Annotated in this window: 26 protein-coding genes; 6 read left to right on the top strand and 20 right to left on the bottom strand. The window is 74.6% G+C overall.

The window, feature by feature from the left end; all coding sequences use genetic code 11:
* Window positions 1–8 precede the first annotated feature (8 nt).
* Together hutH and C892_RS0126455 are read right to left on the bottom strand one after the other, a co-directional pair.
* Complete coding sequence (gene hutH / locus C892_RS0126460) at window positions 9–1,568, bottom strand: histidine ammonia-lyase (protein WP_017559676.1); 1,560 nt, start codon at window positions 1,566–1,568, stop codon at window positions 9–11.
* 89 nt (window positions 1,569–1,657) lie between these two features.
* Window positions 1,658–2,593, bottom strand: a complete 936-nt coding sequence (locus C892_RS0126455) for a LysR family transcriptional regulator (RefSeq protein WP_239647547.1) — start codon at window positions 2,591–2,593, stop codon at window positions 1,658–1,660.
* A gap of 50 nt (window positions 2,594–2,643) precedes the next feature.
* On the opposite strand from C892_RS0126455, the gene C892_RS0126450 reads away from it, so the two are divergent.
* Both C892_RS0126450 and C892_RS0126445 read left to right on the top strand, forming a co-directional pair.
* Window positions 2,644–2,844 (top strand): hypothetical protein, encoded by a 201-nt coding sequence (locus tag C892_RS0126450; RefSeq protein ID WP_017541727.1) that lies wholly within the window; start codon window positions 2,644–2,646, stop codon window positions 2,842–2,844.
* Window positions 2,845–3,006: 162 nt separating this feature from the next.
* Window positions 3,007–3,771, top strand: a complete 765-nt coding sequence (locus C892_RS0126445) for an IclR family transcriptional regulator (RefSeq protein ID WP_026124653.1) — start codon at window positions 3,007–3,009, stop codon at window positions 3,769–3,771.
* A 64-nt stretch (window positions 3,772–3,835) separates the two neighbouring features.
* Here C892_RS0126445 and C892_RS0126440 read toward each other — a convergent pair whose 3' ends face one another.
* The 9 genes from C892_RS0126440 to uvrC all read right to left on the bottom strand — a co-directional run bounded on the left by C892_RS0126440 (window position 3,836) and on the right by uvrC (window position 12,997).
* The gene (locus C892_RS0126440) at window positions 3,836–4,234 is read right to left on the bottom strand and encodes an RNA polymerase-binding protein RbpA (RefSeq protein ID WP_083932812.1); all 399 of its coding nucleotides are present in this window, start codon (window positions 4,232–4,234) and stop codon (window positions 3,836–3,838) included.
* Between the two features lie 91 nt (window positions 4,235–4,325).
* Complete coding sequence (gene secG / locus C892_RS0126435; RefSeq protein ID WP_017541730.1) at window positions 4,326–4,562, bottom strand: preprotein translocase subunit SecG; 237 nt, start codon at window positions 4,560–4,562, stop codon at window positions 4,326–4,328.
* Between the two features lie 200 nt (window positions 4,563–4,762).
* Window positions 4,763–5,545, bottom strand: a complete 783-nt coding sequence (gene tpiA, locus C892_RS0126430) for a triose-phosphate isomerase (RefSeq protein ID WP_017541731.1) — start codon at window positions 5,543–5,545, stop codon at window positions 4,763–4,765.
* 16 nt (window positions 5,546–5,561) lie between these two features.
* Window positions 5,562–6,749: a phosphoglycerate kinase gene (locus C892_RS0126425; RefSeq protein ID WP_017541732.1), complete on the bottom strand. Its 1,188-nt coding sequence runs from the start codon at window positions 6,747–6,749 to the stop codon at window positions 5,562–5,564.
* 89 nt (window positions 6,750–6,838) lie between these two features.
* A complete protein-coding gene (gene gap / locus C892_RS0126420) occupies window positions 6,839–7,843 on the bottom strand; it encodes a type I glyceraldehyde-3-phosphate dehydrogenase (RefSeq protein ID WP_026124652.1) in 1,005 nt (334 codons plus the stop codon).
* A gap of 234 nt (window positions 7,844–8,077) precedes the next feature.
* Window positions 8,078–9,058 carry a DNA-binding protein WhiA gene (gene whiA, locus C892_RS0126415; protein ID WP_017541734.1) on the bottom strand — a complete coding sequence of 327 codons (981 nt, stop codon included), beginning with the start codon at window positions 9,056–9,058 and terminating at the stop codon, window positions 8,078–8,080.
* Between the two features lie 41 nt (window positions 9,059–9,099).
* Entirely contained in the window at window positions 9,100–10,071 is a 972-nt protein-coding gene (locus C892_RS0126410; protein WP_193374817.1) for a gluconeogenesis factor YvcK family protein, read from the bottom strand.
* Window positions 10,072–10,132: 61 nt separating this feature from the next.
* Window positions 10,133–11,017: an RNase adapter RapZ gene (rapZ, locus tag C892_RS0126405; RefSeq protein ID WP_017541736.1), complete on the bottom strand. Its 885-nt coding sequence runs from the start codon at window positions 11,015–11,017 to the stop codon at window positions 10,133–10,135.
* 6 nt (window positions 11,018–11,023) lie between these two features.
* Window positions 11,024–12,997 (bottom strand): excinuclease ABC subunit UvrC, encoded by a 1,974-nt coding sequence (gene uvrC, locus C892_RS0126400; protein WP_017541737.1) that lies wholly within the window; start codon window positions 12,995–12,997, stop codon window positions 11,024–11,026.
* 153 nt (window positions 12,998–13,150) lie between these two features.
* Here uvrC and C892_RS0126395 point away from each other — a divergent pair, with 153 nt between their 5' ends.
* Window positions 13,151–14,368, top strand: a complete 1,218-nt coding sequence (locus tag C892_RS0126395; RefSeq protein ID WP_017559673.1) for a mechanosensitive ion channel family protein — start codon at window positions 13,151–13,153, stop codon at window positions 14,366–14,368.
* A gap of 21 nt (window positions 14,369–14,389) precedes the next feature.
* Here C892_RS0126395 and C892_RS0126390 read toward each other — a convergent pair whose 3' ends face one another.
* The 8 genes from C892_RS0126390 to C892_RS0126350 all read right to left on the bottom strand — a co-directional run bounded on the left by C892_RS0126390 (window position 14,390) and on the right by C892_RS0126350 (window position 20,788).
* Window positions 14,390–14,794, bottom strand: a complete 405-nt coding sequence (locus C892_RS0126390) for a Rieske (2Fe-2S) protein (RefSeq protein WP_017559672.1) — start codon at window positions 14,792–14,794, stop codon at window positions 14,390–14,392.
* Window positions 14,795–14,923: 129 nt separating this feature from the next.
* Entirely contained in the window at window positions 14,924–15,457 is a 534-nt protein-coding gene (locus C892_RS0126385) for an RDD family protein (RefSeq protein WP_017559671.1), read from the bottom strand.
* Complete coding sequence (locus C892_RS0126380; RefSeq protein ID WP_239647546.1) at window positions 15,454–15,939, bottom strand: RDD family protein; 486 nt, start codon at window positions 15,937–15,939, stop codon at window positions 15,454–15,456. The genes C892_RS0126385 and C892_RS0126380 overlap by 4 nt, the downstream gene beginning before the upstream one ends.
* A gap of 251 nt (window positions 15,940–16,190) precedes the next feature.
* Window positions 16,191–16,829, bottom strand: a complete 639-nt coding sequence (locus C892_RS0126370) for a CPBP family intramembrane glutamic endopeptidase (protein ID WP_017559669.1) — start codon at window positions 16,827–16,829, stop codon at window positions 16,191–16,193.
* Between the two features lie 10 nt (window positions 16,830–16,839).
* The gene (locus C892_RS0126365; RefSeq protein WP_017559668.1) at window positions 16,840–17,658 is read right to left on the bottom strand and encodes a SagB/ThcOx family dehydrogenase; all 819 of its coding nucleotides are present in this window, start codon (window positions 17,656–17,658) and stop codon (window positions 16,840–16,842) included.
* Window positions 17,659–17,680: 22 nt separating this feature from the next.
* Entirely contained in the window at window positions 17,681–19,048 is a 1,368-nt protein-coding gene (locus C892_RS0126360) for a SagD/YcaO family ATP-dependent cyclodehydratase (RefSeq protein ID WP_017559667.1), read from the bottom strand.
* Window positions 19,045–20,028 carry a TOMM precursor leader peptide-binding protein gene (locus C892_RS0126355; protein WP_017559666.1) on the bottom strand — a complete coding sequence of 328 codons (984 nt, stop codon included), beginning with the start codon at window positions 20,026–20,028 and terminating at the stop codon, window positions 19,045–19,047. Before C892_RS0126355 ends, C892_RS0126360 begins: the two co-directional genes overlap by 4 nt.
* A 22-nt stretch (window positions 20,029–20,050) precedes the next feature.
* Window positions 20,051–20,788, bottom strand: coding sequence for a Rossmann-fold NAD(P)-binding domain-containing protein (locus C892_RS0126350; protein ID WP_239647545.1), 738 nt, complete (start codon window positions 20,786–20,788; stop codon window positions 20,051–20,053).
* Between the two features lie 236 nt (window positions 20,789–21,024).
* Here C892_RS0126350 and C892_RS32685 point away from each other — a divergent pair, with 236 nt between their 5' ends.
* Together C892_RS32685 and C892_RS32680 are read left to right on the top strand one after the other, a co-directional pair.
* On the top strand, window positions 21,025–21,150 hold the full coding sequence (locus C892_RS32685) for a hypothetical protein (RefSeq protein WP_017559664.1): 126 nt from the start codon (window positions 21,025–21,027) through the stop codon (window positions 21,148–21,150).
* 37 nt (window positions 21,151–21,187) lie between these two features.
* Window positions 21,188–21,313: a hypothetical protein gene (locus C892_RS32680; RefSeq protein WP_017559663.1), complete on the top strand. Its 126-nt coding sequence runs from the start codon at window positions 21,188–21,190 to the stop codon at window positions 21,311–21,313.
* Between the two features lie 62 nt (window positions 21,314–21,375).
* On the opposite strand, the gene C892_RS0126335 is transcribed toward C892_RS32680, so the two are convergent.
* A complete protein-coding gene (locus C892_RS0126335) occupies window positions 21,376–23,622 on the bottom strand; it encodes an ATP-binding protein (RefSeq protein WP_017559662.1) in 2,247 nt (748 codons plus the stop codon).
* Window positions 23,623–23,933: 311 nt separating this feature from the next.
* Between C892_RS0126335 and C892_RS30960 the strand changes: the two genes are divergently transcribed.
* Window positions 23,934–24,458 carry a helix-turn-helix transcriptional regulator gene (locus C892_RS30960; protein WP_161632003.1) on the top strand — a complete coding sequence of 175 codons (525 nt, stop codon included), beginning with the start codon at window positions 23,934–23,936 and terminating at the stop codon, window positions 24,456–24,458.
* The last annotated feature ends 13 nt before the right edge of the window (window positions 24,459–24,471 follow it).

Here is a 24,471-nt window from a genome sequence, read left to right as displayed (position 1 = left end):
CGGGGGGTTCAGCGCAGGGGGACGGCCGTCTCGGCGGCCTCCACCACGGCGCCGTCGGCGATCAGGGCCGAGGCATCGGCGATCTCAGGCGCCAGGTAGCGGTCGGGGCCGGGGCCGGGCACCCGGGCGCGCAGCGCGCCGCGCACGGCGCCGGTGGCCGGGCCGGGCTCCAGCGGCGAGCGCAGGTCCAGGGCGCGGGCGGCGGTGAGCAGCTCCACGGCCAGCACGTCGGTCAGGGCGGCCACCGCGCGGCGCAGCTTGCGGGCGGCGGACCAGCCCATGGAGACGTGGTCCTCCTGCATCGCCGAGGAGGGGATGGAGTCGACGCTGGCCGGGGCGGCCAGGCGCTTCATCTCCGAGACCAGGCCGGCCTGGGTGTACTGGGCGATCATGTGGCCCGAGTCCACGCCCGGGTCGTCGGCCAGGAAAGCGGGCAGGCCGTGCGAGCGGGCCACGTCGAGCATGCGGTCGGTGCGGCGCTCGGCGATGGAGGCCACGTCGGCGGCGGCGATCGCCAGGAAGTCGAGCGCGTAGCCGACCGGTGCGCCGTGGAAGTTGCCGTTGGACTCCACCCGGCCGTCGGGGGTGATCACCGGGTTGTCGATGACCGCGGCCAGTTCGCGCTCGGCGACGGCGCGGGCGTGGGCCAGGGTGTCCCGGGCCGCGCCGGCGACCTGGGGGGCGCACCGCAGCGAGTAGGCGTCCTGGACCCGGGTGCAGTCCGGGCCGCGGTGCGAGGCGACGATGGGCGAGCCGGCGAGCAGCGCCAGCATGTTGGCGGCGGCGTCGGCCTGGCCCGGGTGCGGGCGCATCCGCTGCAGGTCGGCGGCGAACACCCGGTCGGTCCCCAGCAGCGCTTCCACGCTCATCGCGGCGGTGACGTCGGCGGTGCGCAACAGCCGCTCCAGGTCGTGGCAGGCCAGCACGAGCATGCCGAGCATGCCGTCGGTGCCGTTGATCAGCGCCAGGCCCTCCTTGGCGCCCAGCTCCACCGGCTCCAGCCCGGCGGCGGCCAGCGCCTCGGCGGCGGGGCGCCGCTCGCCGGAGGAATCGCGCACCTCGCCCTCGCCCATCAGGGCCAGCGCGACGTGGCTGAGCGGGGCCAGGTCGCCGGAGCAGCCCAGGCTGCCGTACTCCAGCACCACGGGGGTGATGCCGGCGTTGAGCATGCCCTCCAGGGCGCGGGCGGTGCCGGGCTCCACACCGGTGGAGCCGGAGGCCAGGGTGCGCAGGCGCAGCAGCATCAGGGCGCGCACGACCTCGGCCTCCACCTCGGCGCCGGCCCCGGCGGCGTGCGAGCGCACCAGCGAGCGCTGGAGCCGGGCCCGCAGGTCGGGGGCGATGTGCCGGGTGGCCAGGGCGCCGAAGCCGGTGCTCACGCCGTAGGCGGGCCGGTCCCCCTCGGCCAGGGCGCGCACCTGCTCGCGGCCCTCGGCCAGCGCCTTGAGCGCGTCGTCGGCCAGGCGCACCCGCGCGCCCCGGCGCGCGACGGCGACCACCTCCTCGGCGGTGAGGGAGGAGCGGCCGAGCACGACCTCGTCAGCGGTTGCGGTGGTGGTGGTGGACATGCCCCCATTCCACGCCCTCGGCGGGCCGTCCCGCAGCACCGCCGCGCACCATCTGTCCGAGATCTCAGACAGAGCGGTCGCCGTCCCGGTCAGACGCCGAGCCCGGCGGCCACCTCTTCCAGGAGCCGGCGGCCCTGGGCGACCGCCGGGCGCTCGGCCGCTCCCCGGCGCACGACGGTGAAGACGCTCCGGTACGGGGCCGAGGCGCCCTCCAGGCGGACCCGGGCCACCCCGCCGCCCTCGGGCAGGGGGAGCATCCGCGGCCCCAGCGTCACCCCCAGCCCCGCGGCGACCAGCGCCAGCACCCCCGTCCAGTCCGACACCCGGTGCGCATAGTGCGGCGTGAACCCCGCCGCCGAGCAGGCCGCCTGCACGATCCACGCCTGGTGGCACTCGTCCTTGGAGGCGATCCACTCCTGTCCGGCCGCCTCGTCCAGGCGCACCGGCGCACGCCCCTGGAGCGGGTGGCCGACCGGGACGAACAGGTCCAGGGGCTCGCGCAGCAGCGGGCGCTGATCGAAGCGGCGGTCGTCGGCCGGGGGGCCGTCCGGCGGCGGCACCGCCACGGCGATGTCGGCGCGCCCCGCCAGCAGCGCCTCGTAGGCCGGCGTCCCGTCGACCTCGCCGATCTCGACCGAGAGCCGGGGCGCCCGCTCCCGGAGCCGGGCCGCCACCGGGGCCGCCAGCGCCGACACGGCCGTCGGGTAGGCGACCATGCGCAGCACGCCGGTCCGCCCCTCGGCGTGCGCGGCCAGGTCGGTCAGCGCCCGCTCCCAGCGCTCCTCCATGGCGTCGGCGTGCTCCAGCAGCACCTGCCCCTCGGAGGTGAGCCGGATCCCGCGCCCCTGCGGGGCCAGCAGCTCCACCCCCAGGTCCCGGCCGAGCGCCCGCACCTGCTGGGAGACCGCGGACGGGGTCAGGTGCATCGCGTCGGCGGCGGCGGTGACCGTCCCGTGGTCGGCGACGGCCCTCAGGACACGCAGCCTGCGCACATCGATCATGTAGGCGATGCTACACGTTCCCATTCACAAAGTTGAGATGGACCTGAAGGGTTCCCGGCGCCCACACTGGACGCATGGACACCGAAACCGCCCCCCGGCCCGTCTCCGACACCGGCCGCTGCCCCTCCTGCGGGCGCCCCGACGGCACCGATGAGCAGGTGGTCTCACGCCACCCCGTGTCCTTCGGGACCATCGTCTACACCCGCTGCGCCTGCGGCCGCCTCAGCGTCCGCACCGCCCGCGCCGCCCGTGCCGACACGTTCCTGGTGAGGTGAACCATGGCCGCACCGCGCAACCACGGCGACCACGGCAACGGCGCGAAGAGGCCGGCGCACCTCCCGCGGTCGCGCCGACCGGCGGGCCGCCTGCGGCCGGGGGCCGGGCGCCGGTGGAGGCGCCGACCGTCCTCCCCCGCCTGACGTGCCACAATGCGGAGCATGTCGCATGTACCGGCCGCCACGCGGGCGCTGCGGATGCTGCGGCACCTGGCCGGGCGCTCCGGCCCGGTGTCGGCGGCGGCCCTGGCCGCCGAGCTGGGCCTGCCCCGCTCCAGCGCCTACCAGCTCCTGGAGGCCCTGGCCGACGAGGGCTTCGTGGTGCACCTGCCCGAGGAGCAGCGGTGGGGCCTGGGCGTGGCCGCCTTCGAGATCGGCTCGGCCTACCTGCGCCACGACCCGCTGGAGCGGCTGGCCCGGCCGCTGCTGTCCCGGCTGTGCGAGGAGACCGGCGCCACCGCCCACCTGGGCATCCTGCACGGCCGCGACACCCTCTACCTGCTCAAGGAGCAGCCCCCGCACGCCCCCGTGCTCATCACCGGCGTGGGGGTGCGCCTGCCCGCCCACCTGACCGCCTCGGGCCGGGTCCTGCTCGCGCACCTGCCGCGCGCCCAGGTGCGGGCGCTGTACCCGGGCGCCGACACCTTCGTCGACCGCACCGGGCGCGGCCCGGCCTCCCCCGGCGAGCTGCGCGAGGCGCTGGCCGCCGAGCGCCGCCAGGGCTACGCGCTGGAGGAGGGCCAGGTCACCGAAGGCTTCTCCTCGGTGGCCGCGGCCGCCTTCGACCACAACGCCGCGCCCGTGGCCGCGATCAGCCTCACCGTGCCCTCCGAGCGCCCGGTCACCCCCACCGCCCTGGCCTCGCGCGCCCGCGACGCCGCCGCCGAGCTCACCCGGCGCCTCGGCGGGCGCCCGCCCTCCGGCTGAGGGCCGCGCACGAGAACGGGGACCCCGCGATGCGGGGTCCCCGTTCCGTGCTCTGCGCTGCGGCTCAGCGGCCCGCCTTGGCCTTGGCCTTCGCCTTGGCGTTGGCCTCCATCTCGGCCCGGATCTCGGCGCGCTCGGCGCGCAGCTTGGCCAGGGCCTCGTCCAGGATGGCCTTGCCGTCCTCCTCGCTGCGGCGCTCCTTCACGTAGGCCAGGTGCGTCTTGTAGGGCTCGGTCCGCGGCGGGGACGGCGGGTTCTGGGGGTCCTTGCCGGCGGGGAACCCGCACCGGGGGCAGTCCCACTCCTCGGGGACCGCGGCCTCGTTCGAGAAACTGGGCACGACCTCGTGCTTGTTGGCGCAGTAGAACGGAACCCGGATGCGCGGCGCGGACTCGCCGCGCTCGGCCTCGCCCATCGGACCGGCGCCCACGCGGCTGCCACGGATGGCGCTGCCACTACCCACGAAACTCTCCTTCGGCGGACACGCCCCACCGCGGGCGGGGCACGGAAAAGACTGGCGCGCGCCCCGGTGCGGCGGGCACGGCGGAACTGGTTCAGGCGCCCCGGTTGATGAGCAGGCCGAGCACGACCACGGCGATGATCCACACCAGGGCCGTGACGACGGTGATCCGGTCGAGGTTGCGCTCCACCACCGACGAACCGCCGAGGGAGGAGGTGACGCCGCCGCCGAAGAGGTCGGACAGGCCGCCGCCCTTGCCCTTGTGCAGGAGCACCATGAGGACCAGCAGCACGCTGCAGAGCATCACGAGGATGGACAGACCGAGGATCACACGCTCACCCGAATCTCGACCCCGACGAGGGGAATGGACGGCTCGGGTCCCAAGACCGCAGGCACGCCGCTCGGCTGGGCCAAGGGCCCGGCGGAGGAGGGACCGGGGACAGTATCTGAAATTCTAACGCGAACGCGGGACGCACGTACGCCAGGAGGACGAACCTCCGGGGAAGTGTAGCGCGTCCCGCGCACCGGCCGTCACGTGTCGAACTTGACCAGCTTCGCGAAGTCGTCGGCCTTGAGGCTCGCGCCGCCCACCAGGGCGCCGTCGATGTCGGCCTTGGCCATGATGCCGCCGATGTTGTCCGGCTTGACCGAACCGCCGTAGAGCACCCGCGTCTTGGCGGCCGTGGCCTCGTCGTACAGGCCGGCCAGGGTGGCGCGGACCGCGGCCCCGCACACCTCCTGGGCGTCGTCGGGGGTGGCGACCTCGCCGGTGCCGATCGCCCAGACCGGCTCGTAGGCGATGACCAGGCGCTCGACCTGCTCGGCGGTGAGCCCCTTCACGGCCGCCTCGACCTGCGCGGAGGTGTGCGCGACCTGGTCGCCGGCCTTGCGCACCTCCAGCCCCTCGCCCACGCACAGGATCGGGGTGATGTCGTGCGCGAAGGCGGCCTTGACCTTGGCGTTGACCAGGGCGTCGTCCTCGGCGTGGTACTCGCGGCGCTCGGAGTGGCCCGCGAGCACGTAGGAGCACCCCAGCTTGGCCAGCATGGGGCCGGAGACCTCGCCGGTGTAGGCGCCCTTCTCGTGCCGCGAGAGGTCCTGGGCGCCGTAGGCGATGGAGAGCTTGTCGCCGTCCACCAGGGTCTGCACGCTGCGCAGGTCGGTGAAGGGGGGAAGGACGACCACCTCGGCGCGGTCGTAGTCCGCGGCGTCGAGGGCGAAGGCGAGCTTCTGCACCAGCGCGATCGCCTCGAGGTGGTTGTTGTTCATCTTCCAGTTGCCGGCGATGAGCGGCTTGCGCTCGGGCTGTGCCATGGTTCGGTGCTTCCTCTCAGTCCTTCAGGGCTTCGATGCCCGGAAGGTCCTTGCCCTCCAGGTACTCCAGGCTGGCTCCGCCGCCCGTGGAGATGTGGCCGAACCCCGCCTCGTCGAAGCCGAGCGCGCGCACGGCCGCGGCCGAGTCGCCGCCGCCGACCACGGTGAAGGCGGCCGAGTCGACCAGGGCCCCGGCCAGCGCGCGGGTGCCGTGGGAGTAGGGCTCCATCTCGAACACGCCCATGGGCCCGTTCCAGAAGACGGTGCGGCTCTCGTGCACCTTCCGGGCGAACAGCTCGGCGCTCTGCGGGCCGATGTCCAGGCCCATCCGGTCGGCGGGGATCGCCTCGACCGGGACCGGGCCGTGCGGGGCGTCGGCCGAGAACGACTCGGCGGCCACCACGTCGACCGGCAGCACGATCTCCACGCCGCGCTCCTCGGCCTCGCGCAGGTACCCGGCGACGGTGTCGACCTGGTCGGCCTCCAGGAGGCTGGAGCCGACCTCCTGCCCCTTGGCCTTGAGGAAGGTGTAGGCCATGCCGCCGCCGATGACCAGGCGGTCGGCGGTGCCCAGCAGGTTGGCGATGACGCCGAGCTTGTCGGAGACCTTGGCCCCGCCCAGCACGACGGTGTAGGGCCGCTGCGGGTCCTCGGTGAGCCGGCGCAGCACCTGCACCTCGGCCAGCACCAGGCCGCCGACGGCGTGCGGCAGCCGCGCGGGCAGGTCGTAGACGCTGGCGTGCCTGCGGTGCACCGCGCCGAAGCCGTCGCCGACGTAGAGGTCGGCCAGTCCGGCCAGGCGGTCGGCGAACTCGCCGCGCTCGGCGTCGTCCTTGCTGGTCTCCCCCGGCTCGAAGCGCAGGTTCTCCAGCAGCGCCACACCGCCGTCGTCCAGGGACTCCACGGCGGAGCGGGCCGCCTCGCCCGCGGTGTCCTCGGCGAAGGCGACCGGGGCGCCCAGCAGCTCGCCGAGGCGCTCGGCGACCGGGCGCAGCGTGTAGGCCGCGTCGGGCGCGCCCTTGGGGCGGCCCAGGTGGGCGGCGACGACCACCCGGGCGCCGCGGCCGCGCAGCTTCTCGATGGTGGGCAGGGCGGCGCGGATCCGGCCGTCGTCGGTGATGCGCCCGCCGTCCAGGGGCACGTTCAGGTCGGACCGGACGAAGACCCGCTTGCCCGCGACGTCGAGGTCGTCGATCGTCCGCATGCTCTTCTCCGTTGTCGGGGTCGTGGTCGGTGGTGAAACGTGCCGGGCGGCGCGCCCCGCTGAGCGGGGCGCGCCGCCCGGCACGGGGCCTACAGGCCGGTGCCGACCAGCTTGGCGGCGTCGACGAGGCGGTTGGAGTAGCCCCACTCGTTGTCGTACCAGCCCACGATCTTGACCGTGTTGCCGAAGGCCATGGTCAGCTGGGAGTCGAAGGTGCACGAGGGGGAGGTGCCGACGATGTCGGAGGAGACGATCGGGTCGGCGGTGTAGCGCAGCACGTTCTTGAGCGGGCCGTCGGCGGCGGCCTTGAACGCTGCGTTGACCTCCTCGGAGGTGACCTCCCGCTCCAGCTCCACCACCAGGTCGGTGACCGAGCCGTCCGGCACCGGGACGCGCATGGCCATGCCGTCCAGCTTGCCCTTGAGCTCGGGCAGCACCAGGGCGGTCGCCTTGGCGGCACCGGTGCTGGTGGGGATGATGTTGGCGGCCGCGGCGCGGGCCCGGCGCAGGTCCTTGTGCGGGAAGTCCAGGATGACCTGGTCGTTGGTGTAGGCGTGGACCGTCGTCATCAGGCCCTTGGTGATCCCGAAGGAGTCGAGCAGGACCTTGGCCATCGGCGCCACGCAGTTGGTGGTGCACGAGGCGTTGGAGATGACGTGGTGCTTGGCCGGGTCGTAGGTGTCGTCGTTCACGCCCATGACGACGGTCATGTCCTCGCCCTTGGCCGGGGCGGAGACGATGACCTTCTTGGCGCCGGCCTGGATGTGCTTCTTGGCGTCCTCGGCGTTGGTGAACCGGCCGGTGGACTCGATGACGACGTCCACGCCCAGCTCGCCCCAGGGCAGCTGGGCCGGGTCGCGCTGCTCCAGGGTCTTGATGGTGGTGCTGCCGACCCGGATGGAGTCCTCGCCCACCTCGACGTCGCCGTCCAGGGTGCCCAGCACCGAGTCGTACTTGAGCAGGTGCGCCAGGGTGGCGTTGTCGGTGAGGTCGTTCACCGCGACGATCTCGACCTCGCTGCCGGCGGCCTGGGCGGCGCGCCAGAAGTTGCGGCCGATCCGACCGAAACCGTTCACGCCTACACGGATGGTCACGGTAACCAGTCTCCTCACGTTCGTTCGCGCGGGCGGGGATAAAGAGCGCCGGGGGGTTGTCAGGGCCGAGCCTATCGCCCCGCGGCGGCGCCGGGCCCAGTGTGGCACCGTCCGCGAGCAGAGGACTAGACCATTTTCAGAAGTTTTCGCAGGCCGCCCGCCCCTCACAAAGGCGAACACCCGCACCCGGGGTGACCGGGAAGAATTCTGATTCCTTCACACCGATTCACACGCTCAGCAGGCGAGCATGTCCGGGGTCAGGTTGGCGTCGGTGCCGGCGATACCAAGGTCACACGCGCGCTTGTCGGCCATGGCCAGCAGCCGCCGGATCCGCCCGGCGATCGCGTCCTTGGTCAGCGGGGGCGTGGACAGCTGGCCCAGCTCCTCCAGCGAGGCCTGCTTGTGCGCCAGCCGCAGCCGGCCGGCCGCCACCAGGTGGTCGGGGGCCTCATCGCCGAGGATCTCCAGCGCCCGCTCCACCCGCGCGCCCGCGGCCACCGCCGCCCGCGCGCTGCGCCGCAGGTTGGCGTCGTCGAAGTTGGCCAGCCGGTTGGCGGTGGCCCGCACCTCGCGGCGCATCCGCCGCTCCTCCCAGGCCAGCACGCTCTGGTGGGCGCCCAGCAGGGTGAGCAGCGCCCCGATGGAGTCGCCGTCGCGCACCACCACCCGGTCCACCCCGCGCACCTCGCGCGCCTTGGCGTGCACCTTGAGCCGGCGGGCCGCCCCCACCAGCGCCAGCGCCGCCTCCGGGCCCGGGCAGGTCACCTCCAGCGACATCGACCGCCCCGGCTCGGTCAGCGAGCCGTGCGCGATGAACGCCCCCCGCCAGGCCGACTCGGCGTCGCAGGAGCCGCCGGCCACCACGTGCCGGGGCAGCCCGCGCACCGGGCGCCCGTTGTTGTCGATCAGCCCGGTCTGCCGGGCCAGGCTCTCGCCGTCCTTGATCACCCGGACCACGTACCGGTTGCCCTTGCGCAGCCCGCTGGGGGCCAGCACCACCACCTCGGACTCGTGGCCGAAGACCTCGGAGATGTCACGGCGCAGCCGACGGGCGGCCGCCCCGGTGTCCAGCTCGGCCTCGATCACGATCCTCCCGCCCACCAGGTGCAGCCCACCGGTGAAGCGAAGGATCGTGGAGACCTCGGCTTTGCGGCAGCACGGTTTGAGCACGGACAGCCGGCTCAGCTCATCCTTCACCACGCCGGTCATCGCCATGGATGCGGTCCTCCCCCTGGAACTCGTCTTCCCACGGCACACTACTGCTCTGCGCCCCGGAACACCCGGTCGAACACGGCGGCCAGGCGGTCCGGGTCGTGACGGGGGCTGCCGTCGCCGACCCCGACGTCGGCCAGCACCAGCTCCCCGCCCAGCCGCGCCGCCGCCTCGCGCAGCGGCCCGGCGTCCTGCACCACCGAGCGGTCGGCCAGCACCACGTCCACCCCCAGCTCGGGGGCGTGCTCCTCCAGCACCCGCAGGTAGGTCTCGGGCGCGAAGCCGTCGGTCTCGCCGCGCTGCGGCGACAGGTTGAGCGCCACCACCCGCCGCGCCGCGGTGTCCACCAGCGCCCGCGCCAGGTCCGGCACCAGCAGGTGCGGCAGCACGCTGGTGAACCAGGAGCCGGGGCCGAAGACGACCCAGTCGGCCTCGTGCACCGCCTTGACCGCCTGCGGCGAGGCCGGCGGCGACTCCGGGAGCAGGGAGATCGAGCGCACCCGCCCCCCGGTGCTGGCGCAGGCCACCTGGCCGCGCACGGTCACCACCTCGCCGGGGCGGTCGGCGTCGGCCCCCTCCACCTCGGCGGCGATGTCCAGCGGCACCGACGACATCGGCAGCACCCGCCCGTGCGCGCCCAGCAGCTGGCCCACCCAGTCCAGGCCCGCCACCGAGTCGCCGAGCAGCTCCCACAGCGCCACGATGAGCAGGTTGCCCACCGCGTGCCCGTGCAGCTCCCCCTCGCTGCGGAAGCGGTGCTGGACCACCTCGCTCCAGGTGTGCCCCCACTCGTCGTCGCCGCACAGCGCCGCCAGCGCCATGCGCAGGTCGCCCGGGGGCAGCACGCCCAGCTCGCGGCGGAGCCGCCCGCTGGACCCCCCGTCGTCGGCGACGGTGACCACGGCGGTCAGATCGGTGGTCACCCGGCGCAGCGCCTGCAGGGACGCCGACAGTCCGTGCCCCCCGCCCAGGGCCACCACCCGGGGCGGCGGCCCGGAGTCCGCGCCTGCTCCCATAGCCATCACCGGCCCAATGGTAGGCACGCCCGGGCGACTGCGCGATTCGACGCCCCCGGCCTCACTCCCGGCCGACGTCGCGGTGGACCACGTGCACCTCCACGCCCTGCTCGCCGAGGATCTCGCCGAACCGCTCGGCCATGGCCACGCTGCGGTGCTTGCCGCCCGTGCAGCCCACCGCCAGCGTCATGTAGTGCTTGCCCTCGCGCCGGTAGCCCTCGATGAGCAGGCGCAGCACCTCGGTGTAGGCGTCCAGCATCTCCTTGGCCCCGCCCTGGGCCAGCACGTAGTCGCGCACCGGCTCGTCCCGGCCGTTGAGCGGGCGCAGCTCGGGCACCCAGTGCGGGTTGGGCAGGAAGCGGCAGTCCAGCACCAGGTCGGCGTCGACCGGCAGGCCGTGCTTGAAGCCGAAGGAGACCACGTTGGCGCGCGGGCGGGCCTCCTCGGCCTCCCCGAAGAAGCCGATCACCTTGGCCTTGAGCTGGTGCACGTTGCTCTGCGAGGTGTCGATCACCAGGTCGGCCTCGCCCCGGATGGCGCGCAGCGTCTCGCGCTCGCGGGCGATGCCGTCGGTCAGCCGCCCCTCCCCCTGCAGCGGGTGCGGGCGGCGCACGCTCTCGAAGCGGCGCACCAGCGCCTCGTCGCCGGCCTCCAGGAACACCACGCGGGCGGTGATGCCGCGCGAGCGCAGCTCCTCCACCGTGGACAGCAGGTCCTCGGTGAAGGCCATGGAGCGCACGTCCACCACGGCGGCCACCCGGGGCACCGCGCCGCGGGTGCGCCCGGCCAGTTCGATCATGGTGGGCAGCAGCCCGGGCGGAAGGTTGTCCACCACGAACCAGTCCAGGTCCTCCAGCGCCCGGGCGGCGGTGCTGCGGCCCGCCCCCGACATCCCGGTGACGATCACGATCTCCGGCGGCAGATCCGCACTGAGTCCCTCCGCCATCACAGCTCATCCCCCATCGTTGCGTTCCTGTCCACCGTTGAGGTGGGCGTGCACGGCCTCGGCGGTGGCCCGGCCCACCCCCGGCACCTGTGCGATCTCCTCGGGGCCCGCCGCCTTGAGCCGCTTGACCGAACCGAAGTGCTTGATCAGCGCCGCCCGGCGGGCCGGCCCCAGGCCGGGGACGTCGTCCAGCGCGCTGCCGGTGAGCGCCTGGGAGCGCTTCTTGCGGTGGTAGGCGATGGCGAACCGGTGCGCCTCGTCGCGCACCCGCTGCAGCAGGTACAGCCCCTCCCCCGCGCGCGGGAGGATCACCGGGTCCTCTTCGCCGGGCAGCCAGACCTCCTCCAGCCGCTTGGCCAGGCCGCACACCGCGACGTCGTCGATGCCCAGGTCGTCCAGCGCCCGGCGGGCCGCCTCCACCTGCGGGCGGCCCCCGTCCACGACCACCAGGTTAGGCGGGTAGGCGAATCTGCCGGGAGCCGCCCCCTCGCCCTCGGACGCCTCCCCGGCCGTGGGCCCCTCCTCGCCCATGGTGGCCAGCTCCCCGCTCTTGGCCCCCTCCTCCAGGTAGCGGGTGAAGCGGCGGTGGACGACCTCGTACATCGAGGCGGCGTCGTGCTGCTCGCGGTCGCCCTTGGCGGTGCCGCGGATGGAGAAGCGCCGGTACTCCTTCTTGCGGGCCAGGCCGTCCTCGAAGACCACCATCGAGGCGACCACGTGCTCGCCCATCAGGTTGGAGATGTCGAAGCACTCGATCCGCAGCGGGGCCTCGGGCAGGTCCAGCGCCTCCTGGACCTCCTGGAGGGCGCGGCTGCGCGTGGTCAGGTCCCCGGCCCGCTGCGTCTTGTGCCGGGCCAGGGCCTGGTCGGCGTTCTTGCCCACGGTCTCCAGCAGGGTCTTCTTGTCGCCCCTCTGGGGTACCCGCAGGTCCACCCGCGCCCCCCGCAGCTCCGTGAGCCATGCCACGACCGCGTCGCGGTCGGCGGGCTCGGCCGAGACCAGCACCTCGCGCGGCACGGCCGCGCCTTCGGCGCCGCCGGCGTCCCCGCCTCCGTAGGCCTGGGCCAGGAAGCGCTCGACGAGGCCGCCGGTGCCCACGTCCTCGACCTTGTCCACCACCCAGCCGCGGCGCCCGCGGATGCGGCCGCCGCGCACGTAGAAGACCTGGACCGCGGCCTCCAGGGGGTCCTCGGCGAAGGCGATGACGTCGCAGTCGGTGGAGTCGGACAGCACCACCGACTGCTTCTCCAGGGCGGTGCGCAGCGCCTGCACGTCGTCGCGGATGCGGGCGGCCCGCTCGTACTCCTGGTCCTGCGCGGCCTGGCGCATCGAGCCCTCCAGCGCGCGGATGAAGCGCCCGGTGTCCCCGGCCATGAAGGAGCAGAAGTCCTCGGCCAGCTCCCGGTGCTCCTCGGCGCCGATCTTTCCGGTGCACGGGGCCGAGCACTTGCCGATGTAGCCCAGAAGGCAGGGGCGGCCGCTGTTCCGGGCGCTCCGGAACACCCCGGCCGAGCAGGTCCGCACCGGGAACACCCGCAGCAGCAGGTCGACGGTCTCGCGGATGGCCCAGGCATGGCCGTAGGGGCCGAAGTAGCGCACCCCCTTGCGCTTGGCCCCCCGCATGACCTGCACCCGGGGGAACTCCTCGCCCATGGTGACGGCCAGGTAGGGGTAGCTCTTGTCGTCGCGGTACTTGACGTTGAAGCGGGGGTCGTACTCCTTGATCCAGGAGTACTCCAGCTGCAGGGCCTCCACCTCGGTGCCGACGACGGTCCAGTCGACGTCGGCGGCGGTGGAGACCATGGTCTGCGTGCGGGGGTGCAGCGCGGCGAAGTCCTGGAAGTAGGAGGAGAGCCGCGCGCGCAGGTTCTTCGCCTTGCCCACGTAGATGACCCGCCCGTGCTCGTCACGGAAGCGGTATACCCCGGGCGAGGTCGGGATCGAACCCGGGCGGGGGCGCAGATGGGGTCGGACCGTCATGGCTCCATTGTGGTCGGCCCCGGGGACGATCGACCAATCGGCCGTAACGCCCGTCATGCCGGACAGCGTCGTCCACGACGCCCTAAACGTCACGATTCAGCATCCGGATGCCCTAGGTTGGGCACGACCCCGGATAGGGAGGACTGACGAGCCGTGGACCTCATGCAGTGGACGGGCATCGCGGTGTCGGTGCTGGTCTCGATGGGCCTGGTGGCGGTCGTGCACTGGCTGCTGACCCACCAGCTCGCCAAGGTGTGGAGCCTGGCCGGGTACCTGGTCAGGCGGTGCCGCTACTCGGCCTACGTCGCGGCGGCCGCCGTCGGCGTGAACCTCTCGCTGCCGAGCGTGGCGGAGATGGAGGACCGGTCGCTGTACGGGCCGATCACCCACGCCCTGGCGATCGCCATGATCATCGGCATCACCTGGCTGGCGACCTCGGCGGCCTACGCGGTCACCGACGCGGTGCTGGCGCGGCTGGCCGACAGCAACGACGACGCCGACCGGCGGGCGCGCCGGCTGCGCACCCAGGTGCGGCTGACCCGGCGGATGGTGACCGGCGTCATCGTGGTGCTGGCCACCGCCGCGGTGCTGTTCACCTTCGACTCGGTGCGGCCGCTGGGCGCCGGGCTGCTCACCTCGGCGGGCCTGATCGGCATCGTGGCCGGTGTGGCGGCCCAGTCGACGCTGGGCAACCTTTTCGCCGGGCTGCAGCTGACCTTCGGCGACGCGCTGCGGATCAACGACATCGTGGTCTTCGAGGGCGAGTGGGGCCGGGTGGAGGAGATCAGCCTCACCCACGTCACGGTGCGCACCTGGGACGAGCGGCGCCTGGTGGTGCCGGTCTCGGACTTCACCACCAAGCCCTTCGAGAACTGGACCAAGGAGGGCACCGAGATCACCGGGTGGGTGATGCTGCGGGTGGACTGGGAGGTGCCGATCGAGGAGGTCCGCCGCGAGGTGGGCGCCTACGTCTCCTCCCACCCGCTGTGGGACGGGCGCCGCTGGTCGGTGCAGGCCACCGACGTGCTGGAGGGCGTGGTCGAGCTGCGCGCGGTGGTGACCACCGCCGACTCCGACGCCCGCTGGGACCTGTCCTGCGATCTGCGCGAGCACCTGATCGCCTTCATCGCCGAGAACTACCCCGAGGCGCTGCCGCGCCGCCGCACCGAGTTCATCGCGATGGACGAGGAGGCCTTCGGCCGCTCGGCGCGCCCGGCCCGCGCCGGCCGGGAGCCCGCGAACGGGGCCCGGGGCGCCGCCTTCGCCGCGGTGCCCGCCCGGGGCCGGTCGGCCCAGGCGCCCGACGGGTCCCTGGCCGACCAGCAGCAGGCGCGCAGCGGCGACGGCGGGGACGGCGACGGCGGCGAGTAGCCGCCCGCCGGGACCTGCCCGTCAGGCGTCCTGCGGGCCGTCCAGGGTGATGTCGGTGCCGTCCACCGTGACGTCGAACCGCTCCAGCGGCTCGGTGGCCGGGCCCGCCACCGGCTCGCCCGTGGCGATGTCGAACTCGCTGCCGTGGCACAGGCAGTGGATGTTCTCCTCCACCTCCTGGACGGTGCAGCCGGCGTGCGTGCACACGGCACTGAAGGCCCGGTAGTCGCCCTTCTCGGGCTGGGTGAGCACCAGCTTGCCCCGCACGATCACGGTGCCGCCGCCCTCGGGCACCTCACCGGTCTGCGCCACCACGGTCCCGGCCAGCGCGTCCTGCGGCTCCGGCTCGTCGCCGCCGCACCCGGCGGCCCCCAGCGCGGCCGCCCCGGCCGCCCCTGCGGTCCCGAGCATCCTGCGCCGCGTCATCCCGCAGCACGTTCCCCCCGCGCCCATGCACGGCTCCTTTCCGCACCACCGCGCCTTCTACTACGCGGTGTAGTACCACCGGGAGGCACTCTACGCCCCTCACGGGGGTGCCGTGACATCCCCCGCCCGTCAGCGGACGGTCAGGACCACGGTGCCCGCCACCTTGTCGTGCAGGCCCTGGCGGTTGGGGCGGTCCCACAGCGGCCACAGGCCGAACAGCACCGCGCCGAGCAGGGCCAGGGCCCCCATGGCCGGGGCGGAGAAGGCGAAGATCACCGGCGCCCACAGCAGGGCGCCGCGGGCGGCCGAGGCCATCACCGGCAGCGGGCCGGGGTACCCCGCCCCCGCCAGCGGGCCCACCCGGAGCCCCGCCAGGCGCATGCCCAGCGTCATCCGCCACCGGGTGATGCACACCGCCTCGTAGGCCGCCCCCGTCAGGAAGGCCGCCACCGAGGTCAGGATCCCGAAGCTGGACGACAGGTCCCGCCCGCCGGCCAGGGCCAGCATCCCGGTCATCATCAGCCCCAGCAGCGCCGCCACCAGGAACGCCGGGAGGGCCACCACCACCGTGTCGACCAGGCGCCCCAGGGCCCGTGGGCCCCACGAGGCGAGCGGAAGGCGCTCAGGGGCCGACGAGACCGGATGCGCCTGCGGGTAGCTCATGGCCCGACTTTACCGAGCCGCGGCACCACGCCCGTCCCCGCGAGCCGGTCGTGCAGCCCCCGGTGCCCCGGCCGGTCCACCAGAGCCGAGAACGGCGCGTAGATGGACACCATGAGCGCGATCAGGTTCACCAGCGGGACGAAGTACACCAGTAGGTACCCGAACAGCACCGTCGAGCGGATCAGCACCGCCTTGGGGGCGGGCGGCTCGGGGTCCAGGCGGACCTTCAGCAGCAGCTTGCCGGGGGTGGCGCCGTACATCCCGGTCAGCACCACCTCGTACCCGGTGTAGACCGCGAACGCCGCCACCGCCAGCACGATCCCCGACAGCAGCGACGGCGACGCGACACCGGCCCCGCCGGGCAGGACCGGGTCCAGCCCCGCGCTCACCGCCAGGTTGATGCCGGTCGCCACGGCCAGGTCGACGACCCGGGCGACCACCCGCCGCCCGAACAGCGGCCACTCCCTCTGTGCACTCTCCACGCCCCCAGCCTACGGGTCAGGTGGCGTGGCGGAGCGCGGAGACGTCGAGGCCGGCGCCGAAGCGGAGCCGCCCGTAGAGGGGGTAGACGCGGGAGGTCATCTGCACCTGCTGGGTGACGGTGTGGGCGTCGCGCAGGCGGCGTTGCCCAGGGCGACGGCGGCAGAGGCGAAGGACATACCCCGATCGAACCGAACGGTGCCATGGGCCGCCCAGTCGCCTCATCGGACGACACCGGGGACGACACCCGGCCTCAGCCGCCCCAGGACCGGCTGGGCGGCAGGCCGGCCGGGGCGGCCGGCCCCCCGGGGGCCGGGGGGCGCGGCCGGCGGGCGGTCGCGCCCATGACGAGGTTGTGCACGCCATGGCACAGCACGGCGGCGAGCAGCCCGCCCGAGAGCGCCAGCACCGTCAGGACGGCGCCGAACACGAGCTGGTAGGGCAGCACCCTCCACCCGTTCCGCGGGACGTGCAGCAGGGCGAAGCCGACCAGGGACAGCGCGGCGGCCGGGACCGTGGGCACGCCGGCCTGCACGAGGCCGCCCAGCGCCGCGAGCCGCCACAGCACCTCCTCGGCCGCGGCGCACAGGACCGTACGCACCGGCCGCCCGGGGCGCCGGACGAACCGCCTCGGGCGGCCCGCCGCCGCGGCCGCCGCGAGGGGGATCCCCGCGCCGGCCGCCGCCGACACGGCCGCCACCGCGACGAGGACCCACGCCGGTCCGGGCGGGGCCGGGGGCGGCCCCGCGGACGGCACCGCCGGCAGAACCGCCAGGCCGAGCACGATGGTGGCGGCCGGATAGACCGCGTCGGCCCGCGCCCGGCCCGCGCCGGCCAGGCGCAGCGCCCAGGGCAGGCCCAGGTGGAGCGCCGCCAGGACGATCCCCGTCATGCGGCCCCCGTCATGCGGCCGCGGGCCCGATCAGCACCGCGTAGACCGGGGCGTCGTCCACGCCGTTGTGGTCGGCCATCGCCGCGGTCAGCGGACCGTCGAAGAAGCCCCCGACCGGCCGGGCGGCCAGCCCGTGCGCCTCGGCGAGCAGCAGGAGGTTCTGCACCACGTGCCCCGCCTCCATCAGGACGAACCGCAGGGCGCGCTGCCCGTACTTGAACCGCGACCGCCAGAACACGGCGGAGACCACCACGGTGAGCGCGGGCTCACCGGAGAGGTTGCCCGCGTTCAGCCCCGTGCGCAGGGCCTGTGGGTCGCAGTCGCCCACGTCGGTGAGCACGGGCCCGAACGGGTCGAAGTGGTACCGCCCCTGCGCCCGCAGCGAGCCGACCCGGTGCGGGACCACGTACAGGTCCAGCGGGTAGAGGGCGCCGCCCGAGGGGGCCGGCCGCAGCGTGTGCCCGCCCATCGCCCCGGTGATCCCGTAGGAGCGCACCAGCAGGCTCGCCAGCACGTCCTCGCCGAGAGCGCCCTCGCCGAACGCCTCGGCGCTGCGCCGCGCGGCCAGCACCGACTCCAGCGGCGCGGCCGCCGGCGCCGGCGCGGGCAGCGGGACGACCGGCCTGCCCTCGTACCGGCGGGTGGAGCGCGTGGTCAGCTCGCGCATCTGCTCCGACCGCTCCAGCCGCAGCACACCGGGCATGTCCCAGGGGACGCTGGAGGGGTGGATCTTGGACGCCTCGAAGTAGTCCTCCGCGGGGTCCCCCGTACCGGGAACCTCCGACTGGTAGACGACGTCGACGAGGTTGGAGGTGTCGACCTCGGTCATCTCGGCTCCTTCACCGGAACGGTCACGGGAACGGGTGGGGGTCGGGGTTGACGTAGTCCTGCGCCCCGGGCTCCACGAGCCCGAGCTCGGCGGGCCGGGCGTGCAGGCGCTCGCCGCCCAGGAGGCGCCGGCGGTACCCGGCGTCGAGGGCGCGCAGCTGCGGTGAGAACACCCTGACCACGCGCCCGCCGGCCTCGCGCACGTCCGGGCTGGTCAGGTCGACCGCGTACAGGTCGATCCCGGCGCGGGCCAGCAGGGAGACCAGCGCGTCGCGCAGCTCCCCCGGGCCGTCCGAGGGGAGCCGCGGCATGTCCCCCAGGGACGAGCGCTCGGCCGAGGCGTCCAGGAACCGGGTCTGCCCGGTCAGCTCCCCGCCGGCGTACAGGGCGATGTGGTCGTCGAAGGTGCGCACGGTCTCGTCGAAGTCCGAGTCCGGGTCGACGCGGATGCCGGCGCGCCGCTTGGCGACCGCCCACGACCGGGTGCTGACCGCCTCGGCGACCGCCTTGGTCGCGGCCCGCGCGGGCGACGCGTCGGCGGCGGCGCCCAGCCCCAGCGGGACCGCACCGGGCACGTCGTTGCGCACCACGGCGAGCACGGTGGACACGCCGGTGAACACGCTCAGGTCGACCAGCGAGGCCCGGCAGCCCGTGGGGGCCACGTGCCGCTCCAGGTAGGCGGCGACACCGGGATCCGAGGCGGGGTCGATCAGCGGCATCGACAGCGCCTTGTACCAGGCGAGCATGACGGCGTCGCGTTCGACCAGCTCCAGCAGGGCGCCCACCAGCGCCTCGTCCTCGGTGCTGCCGTAGGCCAGCCCGTTGCTGGTCGCGTAGGCGACCGGGTTCACGTCCATCAGGTCGGCGCGCAGGTACACCGGCTGGGCGGGGATCCACACCAGGGCGCCGTCGCCCAGCCTGCGGCTCTGCACCCACGGGATCCAGGTCTGCTCGGTGAAGCGGACGTGGTCCGCGTCCGGCCGGTCGTACTGCCAGTCGGCGAAGGGCGTGTAGTCGTCGGGGGACAGGCACTCCAGGCCGCGCCCCGACAGTTCACGCCGGGTCCCGTACTCCAGCAGGTCGAACGGGACCCACGCGCCGCTGTAGCGCTCCACGGTCTCGCCGACGGCCGCGAGCCAGGCCCCCTGCCGGGAGGGGCCGCCGCCCCCGTTCACCTGGTTGCACGCGGTGCCCAGCACGATCCGGGAGTCGCACGCCTCGCTGCCCACCGAGTAGGCGTACAGGTCATCGGTGTCGCGGGTGCGCTCGAAGATCCGGCGCACGATCCCCGCCACCGGCGACACGAAGGCCGACATCACCCGCTCGGCCTCGGCGGCCGGGGTCCAGGCGGTGCCGCCCGCCGGCGCGGGCGCGCCCAGGGCGGTGCTCATTCCGCGGCCCCCTTCGCGTACCAGACCTGCGGGTAGCCGATGCCGGCGGAGGGCGAGCACCGCGGGCAGCGGGGGACCCGGAGCACCCGGTGGTGCTCCATGCCGATCTCGTCGTGCCGCAGCGAGATCGTCGTCACCCCGCCGGGCACGGCCTGCCCCGACCGGTCCTGCAGGCCCACGCGCTCGGTGATCCGGTCCACCACCGCCCCGGTCTGGATCAGCCGCATCCCCGGGTGGCGCGCGGAGCCGTCGAACACCGGCCCCACCGGCTCGGCCCCGGCCAGCGCCGCGGACACCTCGTGCACGCCGAAGACCGAGGCCCGGCGCAGCAGGAAGCACTCGTAGCACGCCGACTCCCCCGGCACCACCCAGGGGCCGACCAGGGCCTGCCCTCCGTTGAAGGACACCACGGCCAGCCACGGGTCCGGCGCCCCCTCCTCCAGGCGCGCGGCGTTCCACTCGGTCAGGACCGGGTCCTCCTCGTGGGCGCCCACCACCACCGCGGTCGCGGCCGGGGCGCCGTCGGCCGCGATCTGCAGCCCGGCGCCGGCCAGCGCGGCGCGCAGGTCCTCGGCCAGGCCGCAGGAGCCCACCACGCGGACCGGCCGGGTCCGCAGGCGCTCCTGGACGTCCGCGCGCTCCACCGCGCCGCCGCCGCGCTGCCACAGGCCCACCGCGACCGGGTCGGTGTCGTCGGCCTCCCCGTCGCCGCCGACGCCGGACTCGAAGAACAGGCCCCCGGCCACGAGCCGCGCCATCAGCGCCTCGAAACGGGCCCGCCGGTCCTCATCGGCCCCGGCGGCGTCGAGCACCACCCGGCCCTCGACCGCCTTGTCGAGCAGATCGACGACGAATTCGCCGATGCCCTCCCCGGTGCAGCGGGACACCAGCCCGCCGCGCCGGATCAGGATGTCCGGGCCGTGGGCCAGCACCCGGGCCTCGGTGTTCACCAGCCAGCTTCTGCTTCCGGTTCTGGTCATGCGCAGGCTTCTCTCCTGGGGTCTAGCGGGCGGCGGTCAGACCGGACCGCGCGGATCGTACGAGGTAGTCGGACAGCGGGGTCGCGGGGCGGCCGAGCGCGTCGGCCAGCACGGGGGACACCTCGCGGCACGGGCCCGAGGTCGTCCAGGACATGTAGTCGGCGCGCCGCGCGGCGAAGGCGGGATCGAACCCCGCCTGCTCCATGCCCGAGGCCAGGGCCTCGGGCTCCAGGTGCACGTAGTGCAGCGGGCGGCCGTGCAGGTCGTGGAGCAGGTTGCAGACCCGGTCCATCGGCACCCGCTCGGGGCCGGTCACGTCGTAGGCCGCGTTCCAGCGCTCCGGGGCCGAGGCCAGCCGCGCGACCAGCGCGACCACGTCGGCCGCGGCCACCCATGGGGCGCCGCCGGGCCGCCACGCCGTCATCAGGCCGCCCTCGGCCGTGTAGCGGGTGTTCCAGGCGAGCTCCTCGCCGAAGGCCGCGCACCGCAGCACGCACCAGCGGTCGGCCCCGGCGACGGCGGCGGCCTCCCGGGCGGCGGCCTCCGCGGCGAAGGAGCCCGCCGGCGCCCGGTCGGCGGCGGCCACCGACAGCACGACCAACGGGACGTCGGGACGTCCCGGCCCGGGGGCGCTCGGCCCCGAGCCGCACACGTCCCGGACGATGAGGTCGGCCTCTGCGGCCGCGTCGACGGGGACGAGCTCCGGTGCGGCGGCGACCGCCTCGGCCATCCCCCTCCGGACGGAATCCCGCCCGTCCATGAGAAAGACCCTTGTCCTCGGCGCGCTCATATGTGCACTCTTCTCATGACCACCATTTGTTCGGTATCCGGCGTCCGCATGACTTTCTCAAGCCGGTGGTGCGCGGGCAAGGCTCGGATCCCTTCTCCGGCGTCATCCTTTCGGGCGACTCGCCGCACCGGGGGCGCCCGATTACGTTGATTTCCGCCGCCGGCCGCGCGCGGCGGCATTTTCAGAAGGAGAACAGGAGGAAGGCAATGCCCGAACTGCTGACCGAGGTGCCCGAGATCGAGGTCGACACCTACGGCGAAGAGGCCGTCTACTTCGAGCCGGTGGTGGCCGGCTGCAGCAGCAGCCTGGTGTGCTGCTGCTGCTGTTCCTGACCGCACATCCGGACCGGCGAAGAACAGGAGGAAGGCAATGCCCGAACCGCTGACCGAGGTGCCCGAGATCGAGGTCGACACCTACGGCGAAGAGGCCGTCTACTTCGAACCGGTGGTGGCCGCCTGCAGCAGCAGCGTGATCTCCTGCTGCTGCTGCAGCTAGGAGGCTCCGTCCCCCCGGACGGCCCCAGGGGCGGCCGGGGTCCCCCGGCCGCCCCGCCCCGCTCACCCCTCCCGGGACAGGCGGGCCAGTTCCGCCAGGGCCTCCCGGCGCCGGTCCCGGTCCAGCGGCCCCTCCGACGCCGCGACCGCCGCCTCCAGCAGGGAGCGGGCGCGCGCATGCTCCCCGGCCCTGCGCCGGGCCGCCGCCTCCAGCACCGCCAGGCGGGGCCCGGTGTGCCGCAGGCCCCCGGCGACCTGGAGCGCACCGGCCTCGCGGTAGGCCTCGCCCGCCGCGCGCCAGTCCTTCAGACCTGCGAGGCAGTCCCCGACGTGCTCCAGTGTCACCCCCCTCATCAGCCGCAGCGCCTCCTCGTTCGGGCGGTTCCGCCGCACCTGTTCGAGCAGTTCGCCGTGGACCCGCAGCGCCTCCCGGTAGCGCCCCAGGCCGGCCAGGACCCGGCCCAGCGCGTGCTGCGCCGGCATCCCCACGTCCAGGAACCCGAACTCGGCGGCCAGGGCGCAGGCCCGCCGGGCGGTCCGCAGCGCCTCGGTGATCCGGCCCAGCCGCTGCAGCTCCATCCCCATGTAGGCCAGCGCCCAGGCCTGCTCGCGCCGGTCGCCGACCTCGCGGGCGATCTCCAGCGCCGCGGTGTGCGTGGCCAGCCCGGCCTCGTTCTCGTCCAGGCACCGGTACTGGGCCCAGCCCAGGAAGTTGAGCAGCGCGGCCTCCTCCTTGCGGTCCCCCAGCGCCCGCGCCGCCTCGGCCCCCGCCCGGAAGACCTCGTCCCAGGGCCGCTCGTGCAGCCGGCCGTCGGAGTACCAGTGCATCGCCCTGGCCAGGTCGAGGACCTCGCGGTGGCGGCCCAGCCGGGCGGCGGTGCGGTGCGCGGCCAGCCAGTTCGCGGCCTCGCGGTCGAGCCAGTCGGCGGCCTCGGTCCGCGAGGCGAACGGGCCGCTGTGGTGCACGTCGGGGAAGAACAGCCGGGCGGCGGCGGTCGCCGCGGCCAGCGTGTGGGCGACCAGGCCGTCACGCAGCCGCTCCCGCTCCGGCCCGGGCTCCTCGGCCTCCAGGCGGTCCGCCGCGAAGATCCGGATGAGGTCGTGGAACTGGAACCGTCCGGGCGGCGCGGCGGGCTGGAGCAGCCCGGCGTCGGCGAGTGCGTCCAGGTGGCCGCGCACCCGCTCGGGGGGCGCCCCGGTCGCCACCGCCGCCAGCTCGGCGCCGAAGTCCGCCCCGGGGACCGCGGCCAGCCGCCGGAACACCCGCCGGGCGGCCGGGTCCAGGCGCCGGTAGGACATCTCGAAGGCCGGCCGCACCTGCAGGTCCCCGGCCGACAGCGACCGCAGCCGGGTGCGCTCGTCGCGGAGCAGGTCCACCAGGTGGCCCAGCGACCAGTCCGGCCGCGTGGCCAACCGGTTGCCGGCGATCCGCACGGCCAGCGGCAGGCCCTCGCACAGGGCCGCCAGCTCCTCGGCGCGCCCCGGCTCGGCCGCGACCCGGTCGGCGCCGGCGATCGCGGCCAGCAGGCCCACCGCCGACCCTCCCTCCAGGGGGTCCAGGCGCATCCACCGCACCTGCTCCAGCCCGGCCAGCGCCCCGCGGCACGTCACCAGGGTCAGGCACCCGGGGCCCGCCCCCAGCAGGGGGCGCACCTGTGCCTCCTGTGCCGCGTTGTCCAGCAGGAGCAGCACCCGGCGCTCCCGCAGCAGCGCGCGCAGCAGGCTCGAACGCTCGGCCTCGCTCCCGGGGACGCGCACGCCCGGCACGCCCAGCGCGCGCAGCAGCCGCTCCAGCGCCGCCCGCGCGGCGACCGGCCGCTCGTCCATGCCCCGCAGGTCCACCGCGAAGGCGCCGTCGGGGAACTCCCCGGCCAACGCGTGCGCGGCCGCGACCGCCAGGGCGGTCTTGCCCACCCCGGGCGGGCCGGACACGACCACCGCGCCGCCGGACGCGGCCTCGGCGCGCAGGCGGTCCAGTTCGCGGTGGCGGCCGACCAGGCGGGGGACGCGGGGAGGCAGGCCGCAGGTCTCCAGGGGCTCGGCGTCCCGGGCGCCGCCGCGGCGCCGGCCGAGCTCCGCGACGATCAGGAACCGTTCCCGCTCACCGCCCTGCAGCCCCAGCGCCTCGGCCAGGACCTCCGCCGACCGGCGCTGGGCCGCACGCGCCCGCCCGTGCTCCAGCTCCCGGAGCGCGCGCACGCTCATCCCCGAGGCCCGGGCCAGCCGCTTCTGCGACATCCCCGCCGCACGCCGGTGCCCCAGGAGCAGCGCCCCGAAGTCCGATTCCGCTCCGCCCCCTTCGCCGCGCATCTCACCCGGCCTTTCCGTGGGCCCGGCGGTCTCTCCGGCGCGATAAGGCTGCCGCCGGGCGGAACTGGCCGCCGGCGCCCCGGAGCGGGTTTCCTTGAGTCGCCCCCGCGGGGCCGTACGGATCCGGCCCCGAGCGTGTTCCGGCAGGTGCAGCCATAACTCTCCCCAGGAGAATGAAGATGACATCGACACGTTCCGGCCCGGAAAGGATCGCGGGGCGGCGCGCTCCCCGGGTGGTCGTCGCCGATGACGGGTCGATCGGATGCTACGGACTGGTCTCCGCGCTCTCCGTAAGCGAAAAGTTGGAAACCGTGAGAATCGCGTACCTGGCGCCGAGAATACTCGAATCGGTCCAGAGGATCCTTCCGGACGTCGTCATCCTGCCGGTGCAGGGGAACACGACCGTGTCATTGATCGGGCGCGTGCGTGACATTTCACGTGAATCGGCATCGGTGCTGCTGGTCGGCGAGGACCCCGGGCGGGCGGGCGCCCCGGCCGCCGAGGGCGCCGCCGGGACGATCCCCTGGTGCGCGACGGCGGAGGAGGTCGAGCTCGCGGTGGCGGTCGCCGCCACCGCGGGCGCGGGCCTCATCCGCGGCCGCCCCGCCCCCGCCGCCGCGCCCGGCGTCCGGATGAGCGTCCGCGAACTCGAAGTGATGGGGCTTGCCGCCCACGGCCTGACCAACTCCAGCGCCGCCCGCGCACTCTCCCTGAGCGAGGCGACGGTCAAGACCTATTGGCGCCGCATCTTCCGCAAACTCGACGTGCACGACCGGACGACCGCCGTGGCCGCGGCGATGTCCATGGGCCTGCTCCCCGGACGGCCCCCGCGATGACCCCTCCCCGAAC

Source organism: Nocardiopsis baichengensis YIM 90130 (genome assembly GCF_000341205.1).
Lineage (GTDB): Bacteria > Actinomycetota > Actinomycetes > Streptosporangiales > Streptosporangiaceae > Nocardiopsis_A > Nocardiopsis_A halophila.
The sequence above is the reverse complement of the archived record's forward strand: the minus strand, read 5'-3'. Positions and strand labels throughout refer to the sequence as shown.